This is a genomic window from Pseudomonas plecoglossicida NBRC 103162 = DSM 15088 (assembly GCF_000730665.1).
Lineage (GTDB): Bacteria > Pseudomonadota > Gammaproteobacteria > Pseudomonadales > Pseudomonadaceae > Aquipseudomonas > Aquipseudomonas plecoglossicida.
In genome coordinates this window covers 128412-144851 of the sequence record NZ_BBIV01000013.1, presented here as the reverse complement: position 1 = coordinate 144851, position 16440 = coordinate 128412, and the positions used below count along the sequence as shown (strand labels likewise).

18 protein-coding genes are annotated in these 16440 nt (G+C 64.4%); 8 read left to right on the top strand and 10 right to left on the bottom strand.

Features of this window, described 5'->3' with window-relative positions; translation table 11 throughout:
- Positions 1 to 97 precede the first annotated feature (97 nt).
- The gene (locus PPL01S_RS10250; protein WP_016394403.1) at positions 98 to 1174 is read left to right on the top strand and encodes a 3-deoxy-7-phosphoheptulonate synthase; all 1077 of its coding nucleotides are present in this window, start codon (positions 98 to 100) and stop codon (positions 1172 to 1174) included.
- Between the two features lie 81 nt (positions 1175 to 1255).
- Here PPL01S_RS10250 and PPL01S_RS10245 read toward each other — a convergent pair whose 3' ends face one another.
- Positions 1256 to 1537 (bottom strand): GNAT family N-acetyltransferase, encoded by a 282-nt coding sequence (locus PPL01S_RS10245; protein ID WP_016394404.1) that lies wholly within the window; start codon positions 1535 to 1537, stop codon positions 1256 to 1258.
- 506 nt (positions 1538 to 2043) lie between these two features.
- On the opposite strand from PPL01S_RS10245, the gene oprI reads away from it, so the two are divergent.
- Positions 2044 to 2295 carry an outer membrane lipoprotei OprI gene (oprI, locus tag PPL01S_RS10240; RefSeq protein ID WP_003259780.1) on the top strand — a complete coding sequence of 84 codons (252 nt, stop codon included), beginning with the start codon at positions 2044 to 2046 and terminating at the stop codon, positions 2293 to 2295.
- Positions 2296 to 2434: 139 nt separating this feature from the next.
- Here the strand turns inward: oprI and PPL01S_RS10235 are convergent, their stop codons facing one another.
- From PPL01S_RS10235 to PPL01S_RS10225, 3 genes are all read right to left on the bottom strand, one after another.
- A complete protein-coding gene (locus tag PPL01S_RS10235; protein WP_016394405.1) occupies positions 2435 to 3412 on the bottom strand; it encodes a L,D-transpeptidase family protein in 978 nt (325 codons plus the stop codon).
- Positions 3413 to 3518: 106 nt separating this feature from the next.
- Entirely contained in the window at positions 3519 to 3800 is a 282-nt protein-coding gene (locus PPL01S_RS10230) for a hypothetical protein (protein ID WP_016394406.1), read from the bottom strand.
- Between the two features lie 58 nt (positions 3801 to 3858).
- Positions 3859 to 4464: an arylesterase gene (locus tag PPL01S_RS10225; protein WP_016394407.1), complete on the bottom strand. Its 606-nt coding sequence runs from the start codon at positions 4462 to 4464 to the stop codon at positions 3859 to 3861.
- Between the two features lie 10 nt (positions 4465 to 4474).
- On the opposite strand from PPL01S_RS10225, the gene PPL01S_RS10220 reads away from it, so the two are divergent.
- Together PPL01S_RS10220 and PPL01S_RS10215 are read left to right on the top strand one after the other, a co-directional pair.
- Entirely contained in the window at positions 4475 to 5158 is a 684-nt protein-coding gene (locus PPL01S_RS10220) for an ABC transporter ATP-binding protein (protein ID WP_028625636.1), read from the top strand.
- Entirely contained in the window at positions 5158 to 7665 is a 2508-nt protein-coding gene (locus PPL01S_RS10215; protein WP_028625637.1) for an ABC transporter permease, read from the top strand. The genes PPL01S_RS10220 and PPL01S_RS10215 overlap by 1 nt, the downstream gene beginning before the upstream one ends.
- Before the next feature lie 44 nt (positions 7666 to 7709).
- Here the strand turns inward: PPL01S_RS10215 and greB are convergent, their stop codons facing one another.
- From greB to PPL01S_RS10200, 3 genes are all read right to left on the bottom strand, one after another.
- Complete coding sequence (gene greB / locus PPL01S_RS10210) at positions 7710 to 8183, bottom strand: transcription elongation factor GreB (protein ID WP_016394410.1); 474 nt, start codon at positions 8181 to 8183, stop codon at positions 7710 to 7712.
- A gap of 11 nt (positions 8184 to 8194) precedes the next feature.
- Entirely contained in the window at positions 8195 to 8503 is a 309-nt protein-coding gene (locus PPL01S_RS10205) for a hypothetical protein (protein ID WP_016394411.1), read from the bottom strand.
- A gap of 193 nt (positions 8504 to 8696) precedes the next feature.
- Positions 8697 to 10103: an MltF family protein gene (locus tag PPL01S_RS10200; protein WP_016394412.1), complete on the bottom strand. Its 1407-nt coding sequence runs from the start codon at positions 10101 to 10103 to the stop codon at positions 8697 to 8699.
- A gap of 158 nt (positions 10104 to 10261) precedes the next feature.
- Here PPL01S_RS10200 and PPL01S_RS10195 point away from each other — a divergent pair, with 158 nt between their 5' ends.
- The 3 genes from PPL01S_RS10195 (at position 10262) to PPL01S_RS10185 (ending at position 13097) form a co-directional block, all read left to right on the top strand.
- Entirely contained in the window at positions 10262 to 11059 is a 798-nt protein-coding gene (locus PPL01S_RS10195; protein WP_016394413.1) for a TatD family hydrolase, read from the top strand.
- 118 nt (positions 11060 to 11177) lie between these two features.
- Positions 11178 to 12656 carry a methyl-accepting chemotaxis protein gene (locus PPL01S_RS10190; protein WP_028625638.1) on the top strand — a complete coding sequence of 493 codons (1479 nt, stop codon included), beginning with the start codon at positions 11178 to 11180 and terminating at the stop codon, positions 12654 to 12656.
- 75 nt (positions 12657 to 12731) lie between these two features.
- Positions 12732 to 13097: an Mpo1-like protein gene (locus tag PPL01S_RS10185; RefSeq protein WP_016394415.1), complete on the top strand. Its 366-nt coding sequence runs from the start codon at positions 12732 to 12734 to the stop codon at positions 13095 to 13097.
- Positions 13098 to 13193: 96 nt separating this feature from the next.
- On the opposite strand, the gene PPL01S_RS10180 is transcribed toward PPL01S_RS10185, so the two are convergent.
- From PPL01S_RS10180 to PPL01S_RS10170, 3 genes are all read right to left on the bottom strand, one after another.
- The gene (locus PPL01S_RS10180; RefSeq protein WP_028625639.1) at positions 13194 to 13991 is read right to left on the bottom strand and encodes an acyl-CoA thioesterase; all 798 of its coding nucleotides are present in this window, start codon (positions 13989 to 13991) and stop codon (positions 13194 to 13196) included.
- 75 nt (positions 13992 to 14066) lie between these two features.
- Positions 14067 to 14846: a CHAD domain-containing protein gene (locus PPL01S_RS10175; RefSeq protein WP_016394417.1), complete on the bottom strand. Its 780-nt coding sequence runs from the start codon at positions 14844 to 14846 to the stop codon at positions 14067 to 14069.
- 14 nt (positions 14847 to 14860) lie between these two features.
- Complete coding sequence (locus PPL01S_RS10170; RefSeq protein WP_016394418.1) at positions 14861 to 15139, bottom strand: hypothetical protein; 279 nt, start codon at positions 15137 to 15139, stop codon at positions 14861 to 14863.
- Positions 15140 to 15293: 154 nt separating this feature from the next.
- On the opposite strand from PPL01S_RS10170, the gene PPL01S_RS10165 reads away from it, so the two are divergent.
- Entirely contained in the window at positions 15294 to 16334 is a 1041-nt protein-coding gene (locus PPL01S_RS10165; protein WP_016394419.1) for a patatin-like phospholipase family protein, read from the top strand.
- Positions 16335 to 16440: the final 106 nt, after the last annotated feature.

The window sequence follows — 16440 nt, the reverse complement described above, 5'->3', positions numbered from 1 at the left end:
AACGCGCTAAGGTTCGGCTCCCCGCTGCGAACATTCTTGCTGCTGGGCCGCACGGGGATTGCTGGCGGCCGGCACCCGTGACCTGACGAGTAACACGATGGCTGATTTACCGATCGATGACCTTAACGTTGCCTCCAACGAGACCTTGATCACCCCCGATCAGCTCAAGAAGGAAATCCCCCTCAGCGCCAAGGCCCTGCAGACCGTGACTGCTGGCCGCCAAGTCGTGCGCAACATTCTCGACGGCAAGGACCATCGCCTGTTCGTCGTGGTCGGCCCGTGCTCCATTCACGACATCAAGGCCGCGCACGAATATGCCGAACGCCTGAAAGTGTTGGCCGAGGAAGTGTCCGATACGCTTTACCTGGTGATGCGCGTGTACTTCGAGAAACCGCGCACCACGGTCGGCTGGAAAGGCCTGATCAACGATCCGTACCTGGATGACTCGTTCAAGATCCAAGACGGTTTGCACATTGGCCGCCAACTGCTGCTCGACCTGGCCGAAAAGGGCCTGCCGACCGCCACCGAGGCACTCGACCCGATTTCCCCGCAGTACCTGCAGGACCTGATCAGCTGGTCGGCCATCGGCGCCCGCACCACCGAATCCCAGACCCACCGCGAGATGGCCTCGGGCCTGTCCTCGGCGGTCGGCTTCAAGAACGGTACCGATGGCGGCCTGACCGTAGCGATCAACGCCCTGCAATCGGTGTCCAAACCGCACCGCTTCCTCGGCATCAACCAGGAAGGCGGAGTCTCCATCGTTACCACCAAGGGCAACCCGTACGGGCACGTGGTGCTGCGCGGCGGCAACGGCAAGCCGAACTACGATTCGGTCAGCGTCGCCCTGTGCGAGCAGGACCTGGCCAAGGCCAAGATCAAGCCGAACATCATGGTCGACTGCAGCCACGCCAACTCCAACAAGGACCCGGCACTGCAACCTCTGGTCATGGAGAACGTCGCCAACCAGATCCTCGAAGGCAACCAGTCGATCATCGGCCTGATGGTCGAGAGCCACCTGAACTGGGGCTGCCAGTCGATTCCGAAGAACCTGGACGAATTGCAGTACGGCGTTTCGATCACCGATGCCTGCATCGACTGGTCGGCCACCGAGAAAACCCTGCGCAGCATGCACGCCAAGCTCAAGGACGTACTGCCTCAGCGCAAGCGCGGCTGATCAAAAAAAACAGGGCCGCTTCACGCCCCTCTGCCGACTTGCGGCGCGGGACGTGAAGCGGCCCTGTTTTTTTTCAAGGACTCAGGCCTTGCTCGAATGGCGCTGCTGGCGCTCCATGTAGCGCTCCACATACGAGCAGGAAGGAATCACCGTGTAGCCCATCTGGTCGGCGTACTCCAGGGCCTTTTCGGTCAGCGCGGCAGCGATCCCGCGGCCGCGCAGGGCGTTGGGCACGAAGGTGCGATAAATGTCCAGCGTCTGCTTGCCCAGGTCCATGTACGTCAGGTAGGCACGATGACCGTCCACGCTGGTCTCGAACTGATGACCGGCCTGGTCATGGTGGATGGTCAGCGCTTCATTCATCACTACTCCTCGCAGGCCTTTTCGGCAGACCCTTACCTTAACCGATGGTGGTTTATCCGGCGAAGGAACCTCTACGCCACCTTTGCCCCCTTTGACCGCAAGCCAATTGCAATGGTTCTGCCGGGTCGGGCACCCCAAATAGTAGGCGCGGCAACCGCGATTGCTCAAGGTGGTGGTGGTTAAAATTTAGCAGGATCGGGCCTTTGCGCCGCTCCCGCCGGACGCACAACAGCAGCCGGATGTTCTAGGGCTAAGACGAGCAGGGACAGTTAAAGTCACCGTTAGTTCAACAAAAAAGTTTCTGTACTACAATCGGTTGCGCCCGCTGTACGTTTTTTTCACAAAAGCGCCGCAAATCTTGTCGGAGCCACCTGCAGCAACATTTTTTTTGCAGTTCTTGCGCTCTGTCAGTTTACTTACTACAAGTAATGGGTACTATGTACGCCGGCCAGTTTCTCTTTTCCGAGAGATGGCTATTTAATAGAAAGTCCTTGAAGGGGAACACGATGAACAACGTTCTGAAATTCTCTGCTCTGGCTCTGGCCGCAGTTCTGGCTACCGGTTGCAGCAGCGTATCCAAAGAAACCGAAGCTCGTCTGACTGCGACTGAAGACGCAGCAGCTCGCGCTCAAGCCCGTGCTGACGAAGCCTACCGTAAGGCTGACGACGCTCTGGCGGCCGCTCAGAAGGCTCAGCAGACCGCTGACGAAGCCAACGAGCGCGCTCTGCGTATGCTGGACAAAGCCAGCCGCAAGTAATAATCCTCACGGATTGTTATGGAGCCGACCCACTTGTGGGTCGGCTTTTTTATTGCCTCGGCAAAAGCGTCTGGCAGATAGCACAAGGCCTGCCCTCGACGTTCAGCCGGGGGCAGGCCTTGATGTAACGCTAGAGCCGTTACTGCAGTTCTGGCGGGATGCTCGAAACCATGGGTGCCGCGCCCTGGTTATTGACCGGCACTGCGATCTCGACAGGCATGCCGTCTTCCGCGGCAACCACATCACGCACCATGTCCCAGTTCATGCGCAGGTTGTTGGCGAGGTCTTCACGCTTGAGCAACGCGTTGATCACCGCCGTATGCTTGTCGACCACCGACGGGTTGCCGTGATCGTCCAGCGGCGTGTGCGCTTCCAGATAAACCTTGCCAGCACTGATACCGAACTTGTAAGGCTCGTTGATGATGCGCACCGGTGTTCCTACAGGGACCATCTTCGAAAGTTCGAGCACATTGTTGTTGAGCATGCGGAAGCAGCCATGGCTGGTACGCATGCCGATACCGAACTTCTTGTTCGAACCATGAATCAGGTAGCCCGGAACGCCCAGGGTGAACTTGAAGGGGCCCAGCGGGTTGTCTGGACCTGCCGGCACCACGGCGGGCAGGATGTCGCCGTCCGCAGCATGCTCTTTGCGGATCGAGGCAGGCGGCGTCCAGGTCGGGTTCGGCGTCCTGGCGGTAATCTTGGTGTTGGCGATAGGCGAGCCCCACCCTTCACGACCGATGCCCAGGGGGAAGGTATGCACCACGTTCTGCCCTTTCGGGAAGTAGTACAGGCGGTACTCGGCGAGGTTGATGACGATGCCTTCACGCGGACCCGGCGGCAGGATGTAGCGGGTCGGCAGGATGATTTCGGTGCCGGCGCCCGGCAACCAGGGGTCGACACCCGGGTTGGCGGCGATCATCTCCAGGTAGCCAAGGTCGTTGGCGGTGCCGATGTCGGCGAAGGTGTCCTCGTACTTGGCCTTGATCACCTGTACCTGGCCAACGATGTCTTCACCGGGTGGCGGCAGGGGCAGCTCCAACGCGACGGCGGGGCCCGCAACCAGCAGGGCGGCCAGGGTCAGGCAACGGGTGACGGCGGGAAAGCGCGGCAACATCCGGTAAATCCTTCGAAAGGTGGGTCAAGACCATCGATTGTACACCCGCTCCGATGCGAGCGGGAGGCATTGGCGACCCACAAGCGTTTCAGATGATGAAAGGCGCTCAGAGTTCCGGCCAGATAGGGCGCATTCCGCGCCGCTGGGCATCGAGAATCGCCCGGCACAGGTCGCACAACCGACCGTCTCGGTAGATCGCGCGGGGCACGCCGGACCAACGGGGCTGTGCCGGCAGCAGGCCGCCGCACAGGGTGCGGTCGACCGGCACGCCAAGCTCGAGTTGGCGGGCCACCAGGTGGACGCGGATTTCCTGGCAAGCGAACAGGTCGAGCTGCTCATCGGGCTCGATCAGTTGATAGGCATACAAGGACCAGGCAGGGCGCGGCATCGGGGGCTCTCGAAACGGGGGGCGCAACATTAGCCGAAAGCCAGTCCCGTTTAAAGCGTCACAGCAAGGGTTTTATCGCCGGCCAGGCATTTTCCAGCAAACGCTGCTGGGCCCCTTGCGCCGGATGTATGCCATCGGCCTGCATCAGTTCCGGCACACCCCCTACCCCCTCGAGGAAAAACGGCACCAGCGGCACCTGTTCATCCGCCGCCAGCTGCTCGTAGACCTTGGCGAACGCCGTGGTGTACCGCACACCGTAATTGGGCGGCAGGCGCATGCCCAGCAACAGCACCTTGGCCCCCGAGGCGCGCGAGCGCTCGATCATCGAAGCAAGATTTTGTTGCAATTGCTCCGGCGGCTGCCCGCGCAGCCCATCATTGCCACCCAGCTCCAGCACCACCAGGCTCGGCTTGTGCGCCGCAAGCAGCGCCGGCAGGCGAGCCTGACCGCCTGCGCTGGTATCGCCGCTGATCGATGCATTGATCACCTGGTCGTCGAAACCTTCGTCCCTGAGCCGGGTCTGCAACAGAGAGACCCAACCCTGGCGGGTATCCAGGCCAAAACCGGCGCTGATACTATCGCCGACAATCAGCAGCGTTCCCGCCACCGCGCTCTGGGCCAGGCAATACAGGGCCAGACCGGCACTCAACCACCACACTCGCATCGGATTCTCCATGGGCCCCAGCATTCTCGTTGCGCAGCACCTTAGCAAAGTGGTCCCCAGCGCGGAAGGCGACCTGACCATCCTCCACGCGCTGTCCCTCGACCTGGCCCAGGGCGACAGCCTGGCCATCGTCGGCGCCTCGGGCTCGGGCAAGTCGACCCTGCTCGGGCTGCTCGCTGGCCTGGATCGCCCGAGCGCCGGCAAGGTCGTGCTCGCCGGGCATGACCTGGGCCCGCTGGACGAAGACCAGCGCGCCCGGGTGCGCGCCGAGCACGTAGGCTTCGTGTTCCAGTCGTTCCAGCTGCTCGACAGCCTCAACGCGCTGGAAAACGTGATGCTGCCGTTGGAGCTGGACGGCCGCCGCGATGCCCGCGAACAGGCACGCACCCTGCTCGAGCGCGTTGGCCTGGGCAAGCGCCTGAGCCACACCCCGCGCCAGCTGTCGGGCGGTGAACAGCAACGGGTCGCGATTGCCCGTGCTTTCGCCGCGCAGCCCGCCGTGCTGTTCGCCGACGAGCCCACCGGCAATCTCGACAGCCACACCGGCGAACGGATCAGCGACCTGCTGTTCGAGCTGAACAAGGAACGTGGCACTACCTTGGTGCTGGTCACCCACGATGAGCGCCTGGCCCGCCGCTGCCGACGCCAGATCCGCCTCGATGCAGGTCGCCTGGTTGCACCGATGGAGGCCTGATGAACCACATGCCGCTGTCCCGCCTCTGCGGCCTGGCGCTGCGCCAGCTGCTGCGCGATATCCGCGCCAGCGAAGTGCGCGTGCTGTTCTTCGCACTGCTGGTCGCCGTTGCCGCCAGCACCGCCATCGGCTACTTCGGTGCACGCCTGAACGGCGCCATGCAATTGCGCGCCAGCGAGTTCCTGGGAGCCGACCTGGTGCTGCAGGGCAGCGCTCCGGCCCGCGCCGAACAGATCGAGGCCGGCGAGGCACTTGGACTGCGCCACGCCCAGGTCGTCGAGTTCACCAGCGTGGTGGGGGGTGATAGCGCAATACAGCTGTCGAGCATCAAGGCCACGGACCACGCCTACCCCTTGCGAGGCCAGGTACGCAGCGCCGCCGCACCGTACGCAGAGGAATCGCCCGGCGGCGGCCCTGCAGCGGGCGAGGCCTGGGTCGAGCCTCGCCTGCTGGCAGCGCTGGGGTTGAAGGTCGGCGACAGCATCGACGTCGGCATGAAGACACTACGCTTGAGCCGCGTGCTGACCTACGAGCCGGACCGCGCCAACAACTTCTACAGCCTGACGCCACGGGTCATGATGAACCTCGCCGACCTGCAGGCCACCGGCGTGATCCAGCCCGGCAGCCGGGTCAGCTACCGTGACCTGTGGCGTGGCGATACCCAGGCCCTGGCCCAGTACCGGCAAGGCCTGACAAAGGGCCTGGCGGCCAACCAGCGCCTGCTCGACACCCGCGACGGCAACCGCCAGGTGGGCGGTGCCCTGGGCAAGGCCGAACGCTACCTGAACATGGCCAGCCTGGTGGCGGTGCTGCTGGCAGGGGTTGCCGTGGCCTTGTCGGCCAGCCGCTATGCGGCGCGCCGCCTGGATGCCAGCGCCCTGTTGCGCTGCCTGGGGCTCTCGCGCCACCAGGCACTGGGCCTGTATTGCCTGCAACTGGCCATGCTCGGCCTGGCCGCCGCACTGGCCGGCGCCGTGCTCGGCTGGCTGGCGCAGCTGGGCCTGTTCCGTCTGCTGCAAGGCCTGCTGCCCAACGAGGTGCCATCGGCAGGCATCGTGCCCGCCCTGGCCGGCATCGCCACCGGCCTGGTCGCCCTGGCCGGATTCGCGCTGCCGCCCATCGCCGCCCTGGGCAAGGTGCCGCCGCTGCGCGTGCTGCGCCGGGACCTGCTGCCGGTGCCGGCGAGCAGCTGGCTGGTGTATGGCGCCGCCCTGTTCGCACTGGGCCTGATCATGTGGCGCCTGAGCCTTGACCTGCTGCTGACCTTCGCCCTGCTCGGCGGCGGCCTGCTGGCGGCCTTGTTGCTCGGCGGCCTACTCCTGCTCGGCCTGCGCAGTTTGCGCCGACTGCTGGCGGGCGCACCGCTGACCTGGCGCCTGGGCCTGGGCCAACTGTTGCGCCACCCCATGGCGGGCGCCGGCCAAGCCCTGGCGTTCGGTCTCATCCTGCTGGCCATGGCGCTGGTGGCCTTGCTGCGCGTGGAACTGCTCGATACCTGGCAAGCGCAGCTGCCCAAGGACGCGCCCAATCATTTCGCCCTGAACATCCTGCCCGATGATCGCGATGCCTTTGCCCAGCGCCTGCATGAAGTGAATGCAGCATCGGCACCGCTGTATCCAGTGACGCCCGGCAGGCTCATCCAGATCAACGGCCAGCCGGTACGGCAGCTCGTCAGCAAGGACACCGCCGGCGAACGTGCGGTGCAGCGCGACCTGAGCCTTACCTGGGCGGCCGACCTGCCCGCGGGCAACAGCCTGACGGCAGGCCAGTGGTGGCAGGCGCCACCTCCGGCCGAGCAGATCCCGGGGGTTTCGGTGGAGGCGGAACTTGCCACAAGTCTGAAGCTGCAACTGGGTGACCTGCTGACCTTCGACATTGGCGGCGACCAACGCCAGGCACGCGTGAGCAGCTTGCGCAGCGTGCATTGGGACAGTTTCCAGCCGAACTTCTACATGATCTTCCAGCCCGGCACCCTGCAGGGCCTGCCAACCACCTACCTCACCAGCTTCTACCTGGCGCCGGGGCATGATCTGGACGTGATAGCCCTGTCGCGGTCCTTCCCGGCGGTCACCATCCTGCAGGTCGATGCCCTGCTGGAGCAGCTGCGCAGCATCCTCGCGCAGGTCACTCTGGCGGTGGAGTACGTGCTGCTGTTCGTGCTGGCTGCGGGGCTGGCCGTGCTGTTCGCCGGCCTGCAGGCGACGCTGGATGAGCGCGTCCGCCAGGGCGCCTTGCTTCGCGCCCTGGGCGCGGCGCGACCGCTGCTGGTCAAGGCCCGGCGCATCGAGTTCGGGCTGCTCGGCGCGGTCAGTGGTGCACTGGCGGCGATCGGCTGCGAGTTGATTACGCTGGTGCTGTATCGCTATGCGTTCGACCTGCAGTGGAGCCCGCATCCTTGGTTGCTGGTGCTGCCTGTGGTTGGGGCGCTGCTGGTCGGTGGGGCTGGGGTGCTGGGGACACAACGGGCTCTGAATGCCAGCCCGCTGGCGGTGTTGCGGGAAGGATAGGGTTGCCTGGGCCGGCGATGAGGCCAGCACGGCCCACCATCATTTCATTGGCCGTAGCTGATCTTGTTCACATACCAGGTCGCCTCGCCTGTCGGCGTATGCACCACCACCTCATCGCCCTCCTGCTTCTTGAGCAAGGCACGGGCCATGGGGGAGTCGATCGAGATGTAATCGTTGCGACCATAGATCTCGTCGTAGCCGACGATGCGAAACTTCATGGTCTCGCCCTCATCGTTCTCGATCTCGACCCAGGCGCCGAAGAACACCCTGCCCTCCTGCTGCGGGGAGTAGGCGACTACCTTGACGTCTTCGAGGCGCTTGCGCAGGTAACGGACCCGGCGGTCGATCTCGCGCAGCAGCTTCTTGTTGTACTGGTAGTCGGCATTCTCGCTGCGATCACCCAGAGAGGCTGCCCAGGCGACCTTCTGGGTGATTTCCGGGCGATACACCCGCCACAGATGGTCGAGTTCCTTCTTCAGGGCCTCGTGACCTTCCGTCGTGATGATATTGGTGCTCAACGGCGCGCTCCTCAGCGTCGGGTGATCAGGCCCTGGCGCGCGATCCGGGTGAGATGTCCGATCACTTCGGCAGCGTCTTGCGCAGCCGGTGCCTGGATCACCGCGAGGTCGAACCGGTCATTGCCGAACTGCCCCAGGTGGCAGGCGGTTTCAGCGAACTGGATAAGGAATGCGCGAGCCTGGCCCTTGCGCCGGGAAAGGCCTTCGAGGTGCCGCAAAAGGGTGGGCTGATGCAGGCCACCGAGCAGGATGCGCGGTGTGCGGGATGCCTGCGGGGCAGGCAAAGGGCTCAAACAGACACTGGTACGTGGGCAACTCATGGAGTTTTCTCTCCGCCTCGCAAAACCCGCTGGGCAGCGGTGGGAGGCGTCACCGAACCAGCGCTTTAGCGGTATTTCGGATGACCCGGTGTGGGGCGTCCCGCGCCCCGCAAGTAGCTGTTTAAATCGGCGCAAGCGGTATCCTAGAGCCTCGAGCGGCAAGCTGCAAGCAGACCTTGATCGCAACCGGCCTTCAGCGCTTGGCCACACGCTCCAGCACTGCCCGTTCACGGTTGAACGCCAGGAAGTACTTGTTCACGCTGTTGACGAAATTGACCGGCCCCATGCCAACCTGCTCCATCGCCACCCGCTCGGTCTGGAAGAACCATTGGTTGCCGTTGAGGCCACGCTTGCGGGCTTCGACGCGCATGGCCTGGACCCGCTCCGGGCCGAGGTTGTAGGCCGCCAGGGTGAACGCCATGCGCTCGCGCTCGTTGATCTTCGGGCTGGCGAAGAACTTGCGCCTGATCAACGCCAGGTAACGGGCACTGGCCTGAACATTGCCGTCCACCGTGGCCGTGTTGCCGACCCCGACCCGCTGGGCTGCCGACGGGGTGATCTGCATCAGGCCATGCGCGCCGCCACTGCCGCGTGCCTGGGTATCGAGGGTCGACTCCTTGAAAGCCAGCGCGGCGAGGTTCAACCAGTCGATCTGCTGCGCCTGGGCATGTTTCTGCAAGACTGGCCGCAGCGCGACCAGGCGCTGGCGATCCTTGCTGGCCAAGGGGTTGTGCACACGGTACTGGCGCCGGTAGATGCGCTCGAACGCCGCGTCCTGGTTCTCCGGGGCGCGGTAGCCTTGCAGGTAGCGGTCGACCGTCGCCAACAGCATTGTCGCGTCGCGCCGTACATACCAGCGCATGGCTTGTGGCTGACCGAGCTGCAAGCGGCTGTCCAGGCGCAGGTGCGGCATGACCCTGGCCCAACGCTGGGCGATCGGTCGCTCGACCATGGTCAGCGGGTAGATCCCGGCCTGGACCATTTCCAGCACGTCTTCCACCGCCAGAGTCGAATCGACCCATTCGATCTTGATCGGCGGCCGCTTGCGCAAGGCCAGCTGCTGGTTGAGCTGCTGGATCACCGCGCCTGCAGCGCTGGCGCTGGTCAGCGCCACGGTACGGCCGGACAACTGTTCGACGCGGGTGAAGCTGCGCTCGCCCTTGCGCCCGACCAACCACAATGGCACCTGGTCCAGTACCGGGGCACTGCCGCTCACCTCGCCCACCGTGGCCGGGTCGAGCAACTCGCCCGGTGCGGCAAGGTCACCTTCGCCGCGCTGCAGTGCGCCCAGCAGCTGCTCCTTGGCCCGGGGAACGAGTTGCAGACGGATCTGTTGCCCATCACCGGCACGGGCATTGAGGTAATGCTCCAGCCCACGCAGGCGGTAGTACTCGATACCCACGGGCTCGCCCTTGACCTCTCCGGAGCTGTTGCGGCTCTGGTTGACCAGTACGCGCAGCACCTTGCGGCTGCGAATCTGATCGAGGTCTCGGGATGCGCTCGCCGGCACATGCTGCTCGGGCCCCGGCAAGCGTGCGTAGGCCGGCCCCACGGCGGTCAGCCCCAACATCAGCAACAGAGTCAGCAGGTATCGCAGCATGCGAGAACGTGTCCGAGGTCGGTGGGCGCTGTTCATGTGGAACGAGCAACAGGTGATAAATGACAGTAAATGACCGCGGCAACAGCCTGAAGTTCTGGGCTTTTTCCGATTATCGCGCTTTTTGCTATGCTGGCCGCCCCGCGGCACGAGCTAGCACCATGCAACTGATCGATATCGGCGTCAACCTGACCAACAGCAGTTTTTACGACCAGCAAGCAGCCATCGTCGAGCGCGCCATCAAGGCCGGCGTGGTGCAGATGGTCCTCACCGGCACCAGCCTTGCTGTCAGCGAACAGGCGCTTGAAATGTGCCATCAGCTCGATGCCGACGGCCAGCACCTGTTCGCCACTGCAGGTGTGCACCCCCACGATGCCAAGGCCTGGAATGCCGACAGCGAGCGGCAACTACGCCAATTGCTCGGGGAATCGCGCGTTCGCGCCGTGGGCGAATGCGGGCTGGACTTCAACCGTGACTTCTCCCCTCGCCCCCTCCAGGAAAAAGCCTTGCAGGCCCAACTGGCATTGGCTGCCGAGTTGCGCCTGCCAGTATTCCTGCATGAGCGCGATGCCAGTGAGCGCCTGCTGGCCATCCTCAAGGATTACCGTGACCAGTTGCCGGCTGCGGTGGTGCATTGCTTTACCGGTGAACGAGAGGCGCTGTTCGCCTACCTGGACATGGACCTGCACATCGGCATGACCGGCTGGATCTGCGATGAGCGTCGGGGTACCCACCTGCACCCGTTGGTGGGCAACATCCCGCAAGGGCGCCTGATGCTGGAGAGTGACGCGCCGTACCTGCTGCCACGCAGCCTGCGGCCGAAACCGAAGAACGGGCGCAACGAGCCGGCGTTCCTGCCCGAGGTGCTGCGCGAGGTGGCGCTGCACCGGGGTGAAAGCCTCGAGGCCACGGCCGCGCATACCACTGCGACCGCCCGGGCCTTCTTCCAGCTTGCTTGAGCCAGACGCCGCACCCCTGACCGTTTGTTGATACACGTCAACGCCTCCCTGGCGTGGGCGGGCACAATGATGGCACCTTGCCAAGACTGTTTCCGCTCAACTCAGAGAAGACCTACCCATGGGTGCCTGGCTTAGCAATATTTCCCTGAAGTACAAGTTCTGGGCCGTCAACGCGGTGGCCTTCGTCACCACCCTGCTCCTGGTGCTCTACGCCGTGCATCTGGAGCAGCAGGCCCGGGCCGAAGCGGCGCGGGCTCAGGCCCAGGCCCAGGCTGAACTGCTGTCGGCCTGGCCCAGCGAACAACCCCTTCCCCATCAGGCCAACCTGATTGCCTGGCAGTCCGGCCAAGCCCCGAGTGTTGCCGGCCAAACCCAGGATGCCCTGCGCGATGCCCAAGGCTGGGTGGCACTGCCCACCGCCTGGATCCTGGGCGACGACCCACTTCGCGGTGCGCATGTGCTGCGCCATGGCGAGCAACAGGTCGCGGTGCTGGCCCACGCACCGAGCCTGCGCCAGGTGTTCTTCGAGCGCTTTGGCAATTACGCCGTGTGCGTGCTGATTCTGATGCTGGCCATGCTCTACGCCTCGCAGTTGCTGATCCGCTTCCTCCTGAGCCAGCTCAACACCCTCAAGGATGTGATGCTGCATGTCGAGAAGACCGGCGACCTGTCCGCCCGGGTGCCGCTGGCCAGTGGCGATGAAGTCGGCCAGATGGCGGGCGCCTTCAACGCCATGCAAGCGACTTACCACCGCGTGGTGGGCACCGTGGCCCGGACTGCCGCACAACTCGACGCCGGCGCAGCTCGCCTGGCGACGAGCATGAACGAGGTGCGCCACGGGATGCTCGGCCAGCAGAGCGAAACCGACCAGGCCGCCACGGCGATCAACGAGATGTCGGCCACGGTTCACCATATCGCCCAGCACGCCGGGGCCACCCGCGACCTGTCACAGACTGCCGACACCCTGGCCGGCAGCGGCAAGGAAGTGGTCGGCCGGGTGCAGGATTCGATTGCCGGGCTGTCCACCGGCGTGCAACAGACTGCCGAGATGATTCGTCAACTGGCCGACGACAGCCAGAAGATCAATGGCGTGGTCGGGGTAATCCACAGCATCGCCGAGCAGACCAACCTGCTGGCGCTCAACGCTGCCATCGAAGCCGCCCGCGCCGGCGACCTGGGCCGCGGTTTCGCCGTGGTAGCCGACGAAGTGCGCAACCTGGCCAAGCGCGTGCAGTCTTCCACCGACGAAATCACCCACATGGTCGCCGACCTGCAGGCCGGCACGCGCGATGCGGTGGAGTTCATGCAGGAAAGCTCCTACAAGGCCGACGACTGCGTGCAGCAAGCCCAGGAAGCGGGCGCGGCGCTGGCCGAGATCACCGGCGCGGTGGCGCAGATGCGCGAGAGCAACACCCAGATCGCCGTGGCCGCGCAGCAGCAGAGCCAGGTGGCTGAAGAGATGAACCGCGCAGTGGTGAGCATTCGCGATGTGACCGAACAGACCGTGCAGCAGACGGTCGGGTCGGCCACCACCAGCAATGAGCTGGCAGCGTTGGCCGGCGAGCTGAACAAGGCCATTGGCCAACTGAAGCTATAGTCGCCATAGCCAGCCTTGATTGGCTGGCGTTGCGCCGCAGCACTAAGCTTTGGGCATGACTGCGAGGAAATGCCCATGAGACGACTGCCCAACCTGCCCGCCTGGCAATGGCGCGGCTATCACCACAACCACCGCCACCCGACCAACCTGGTACTGCACCTGATTGCCGTGCCGCTGTTCATACTCGGGGTGTTGCTGGTGCTGTCCGGCCTGTTCGCCCTGGACCTGGGGCAGATCGCAGTAGGCATCATCGCCCTGCTCGCGGGCCTGGGTCTGCAGCGCCATGGCCACCGGCTCGAGTCAGAACAGCCAGAGCCGTTCGCCAACCGCAAGGACGCCATGCAGCGCCTGCTGACCGAACAGTTCATCACCTTCCCGCGTTTCGTGCTCAGCGGCGCCTGGTGGAAGGCTTGGCGCGAGCGGCACAAGCATCGGCATTGAAATCCATCGCCGGCAAGCCGGCTCCCACAAGGTTCCTGCAGCGTTGCACTAACCCTTGTGGGAGCTGGCTTGCCGGCGATTGGCCCACCTCGCTCCTCAGGCAAACACCGTCACAGTCTGCCGGCTCAACGCCAACAGCTCACCTTCCGCCGTCCACAGCGCAGCCGCCGCATGCCCGTAGCCATCCCGGGCATGTTCGGTCTCGACGCAGTAACGGCACCAGTCCAAGGTCGACAAGGTCGCGACCGGCTGAATGAACTCGATGGTCCAGGTCAGCGTGCTGCCGGCAGCAGGCTGCTTGAGAAACGGCATCAGGCTCGGCGGCCAGGCATCCACCAGGGCCAGCAGGTGAGCCTCATTGAGCTGCTCCTCGGCCACATCGCGCAAGCGCACCCAGCCACCCATCCGGCGTGATTGATTGCCACTGAAGGGCAACCCGCCGACTGCCCAGCGCAAGGCGACATGGCGCATGAATTCAGGGGTGACGCCCTTGACATAGGGAAGCTCCGGGGCAGCCTGGTCGAGCGGCTTCATCTCCATGGCCGGCAGCGCAGACACCTCGACCACCGAGGGCCTGCCCGCACCGAAATTGCCCTGCACCAAGGTCACCACCTGCCCTTGCTGGATGGCCCGCCCCAGCAGCGTGCTGACCGCCTTGCCCTCGCGCAGCACCTCGACTTCGAAGCGCGTAGGCACATCCGGCGCAGCCGGGGCGACGAAACTGATCGCCAGCGAGCGCACAGGGCGGTCATCGGACAGTTTCTGGCACATGGCCTGGTAGACCATCGCTGCCATCAGGCCACCGAAGGCGGCTCTGCCCTGGGCCCAGCTGGCCGGGATGCCGACCCCCTCGGGCGCTTCTCGCACGGCGTCGAGCAGTTGATTGAAATTCATGGGCCGGCTCCTGCAAGGCTATGGGTATCCGCCCATACTATCCAGCCGAGCAAGCAGGATCAGCCCGCATATCGGTCATTTGCCAGGCTTGCACCGCTCAAGCGCAGCCTGCAAGGCCGCCAGGGTGGTATCTGACTGCGCTTGCGCTGCGTGCAACTCCCGCTCCCAATCGATCTTGCAGGGCGCGAGATCGGCATGGTCGCGCGCTTGCAGGAGCCATTGCAGCCGGTCATGCCAGTCGCCCAGATCGCCCTGGGCCTGTTTCAGCAGCCTCTGCAGCTTCGTGCCTGCATGCTCGAGCTGCGGATAAGCCTGGTCGCCATAGCGCACGCGCTTGATCAACAAGCGCAGGCGATGGCGGTCATGAGCAGGATCTTGCAAGGCTTCGAGCAACTTGCGCCATTGCTTGACCAGGCGCTTGTCCACGCGTTTGCCCAACGACTTGGCCAGGCCCTCGCGCCCCGCAGCGCGCAGGAACAGCGGAAACGCGTCGAGGATGGCCAACACCCTGCCCAACTGTGCACTGCCCGCCACACCGGCGAAGGTTGCGGCGCGCCCCTGCAGGCGGCGCTGCGCGGCGTCGACAAGACCGCGCCTGGCCAATTCGCCCGCCAGCACCTCGCGGTCGCGCAGAGGCGTCGTCAACGTGCCCAGGGCCTTGGCCGCATCCTCGAGCTGCTCCACCCCAGGCAACCCGCGCAACGGGCGCAAGAGGCTGCGCAGGCGTCGGACGCCGATGCGCAGGTCATGCAGTGCCTCGCTGTCGGTATCGGCAGCCAGACGCTCGCGACAGGCCAGCAGGCGCACCTGCAAGGCGACGATCTGGGCAACCACATGATCGAGCATGGCGGACATAGGACGCTCCTCGGTCAGCGACCGGCGCGCGACTCACGAATGTAGAAACGCGCCTTTTCGGCTTTATGGGTGCAACCTTCGAAACCTTCGAACTGCTGCTGGGTCTTGGCACCGGTCAGCAGCGACAAGGCCTTGGAGTAACTGACAGTCCCGGCAAAACCTTCGGCCTTGGCCAGGTCGAGCTCCTTCCAGGCGGCATCCAACTGCGTCGCGCAGCTATCACGGTAGGCCGTCTTGCCCGCGCAGCCAGCCAGGGCCAGGGCAATCAGAGGAAGGGAAATCCAGGCTTTCATCAGGGGAACCTCAGTGGTTGGAATACAGTGGCTGTTCGACGCTCGGGCACCTGAAAAGTGCCGCTTCCGGCAGGTTTTGCCTAAAGTCTACATTGAAGCACAGGCAACGCTCGGTGCATTGTATGACCATGGTTGTAAAGCGCGGGGGACGATCATGAGCAAACGAGTAGCACTGGTGCTGGGATCAGGGGGCGCCCGGGGTTACGCCCACATCGGCGTGATCGAGGAGATCGAACGGCGCGGCTACGACATCGCCTGTATCGCCGGCTGCTCCATGGGCGCGGTGATCGGCGGCATCTACGCGGCTGGCAAGCTTGAGGAGTATCGCAACTGGATCGAGAGCCTGGACTACCTGGATGTGCTGCGGCTGGTCGATGTGAGCTTTCGCCTTGGCGCGATTCGCGGTGACAAGGTGTTCGGCCAGATTCGCAAGATCGTCGGCGAGATCAACATCGAACAACTGCGCATCCCCTACACGGCAGTCGCTACCGACCTTACCCACCAACAGGAAATCTGGTTCCAGGAAGGCTGCCTGCATCAGGCGATGCGTGCTTCGGCGGCAATCCCCAGCCTGTTCACGCCAGTGATGCAGGGCAACCGCATGCTGGTCGACGGCGGCATCCTCAATCCGCTGCCGATCGTGCCGGTGGTGTCCAGCCATTGCGACCTGATCATTGCGGTCAACCTCAACTCCACCAATCAAAAGCAGTACCAGCTGCCTGTGATCGAACGGCCGGCGGCGTTCAGGATGCGCTTCGATTCGCTGCTCAGCTCGCTGGGCTCGCGCCTGCCGTTTCGGCGAAAGCCCGCCGAGGAGCTGATGCGCATCGAGCAGGAGATCGTCGCCGAAGGCCTGGCCCCGCCCAACCCCTGGCTAGCCGATGCGGCCGACCCTGAAGCCCAGCAACCGGCGGCGGCGCCGGAGAGCGAGGGCGCGCCGAGGTCAGCCACGGGGTCGTTCATCATCGACAACGTCGGGCCGGCGTCACTGCTGGACCTGATCAACCAGAGTTTCGAGGTGATGCAGACTTCACTGGCGCAGTACAAGATCGCGGGGTACCCGCCGGATGTGCTGATCAACGTGCCCAAGCGTGTATGTCGGTTCTTCGAGTTCTACAAGGCGCCGGAGCTGATTGCCCTGGGGCGTGAGATTGCGCGGGATACGCTGGATAACTACGAGGGGGAGAAGCGCTAGCCTGGTCAGGCCCTTTGCCGGGCAGCCGGCTCCCACAGGCACCGCGCAGCAGCTGTGGGCGCTATACAACATTCGGAAACGAAACAGGCCGCATCAAGCGGCCTGT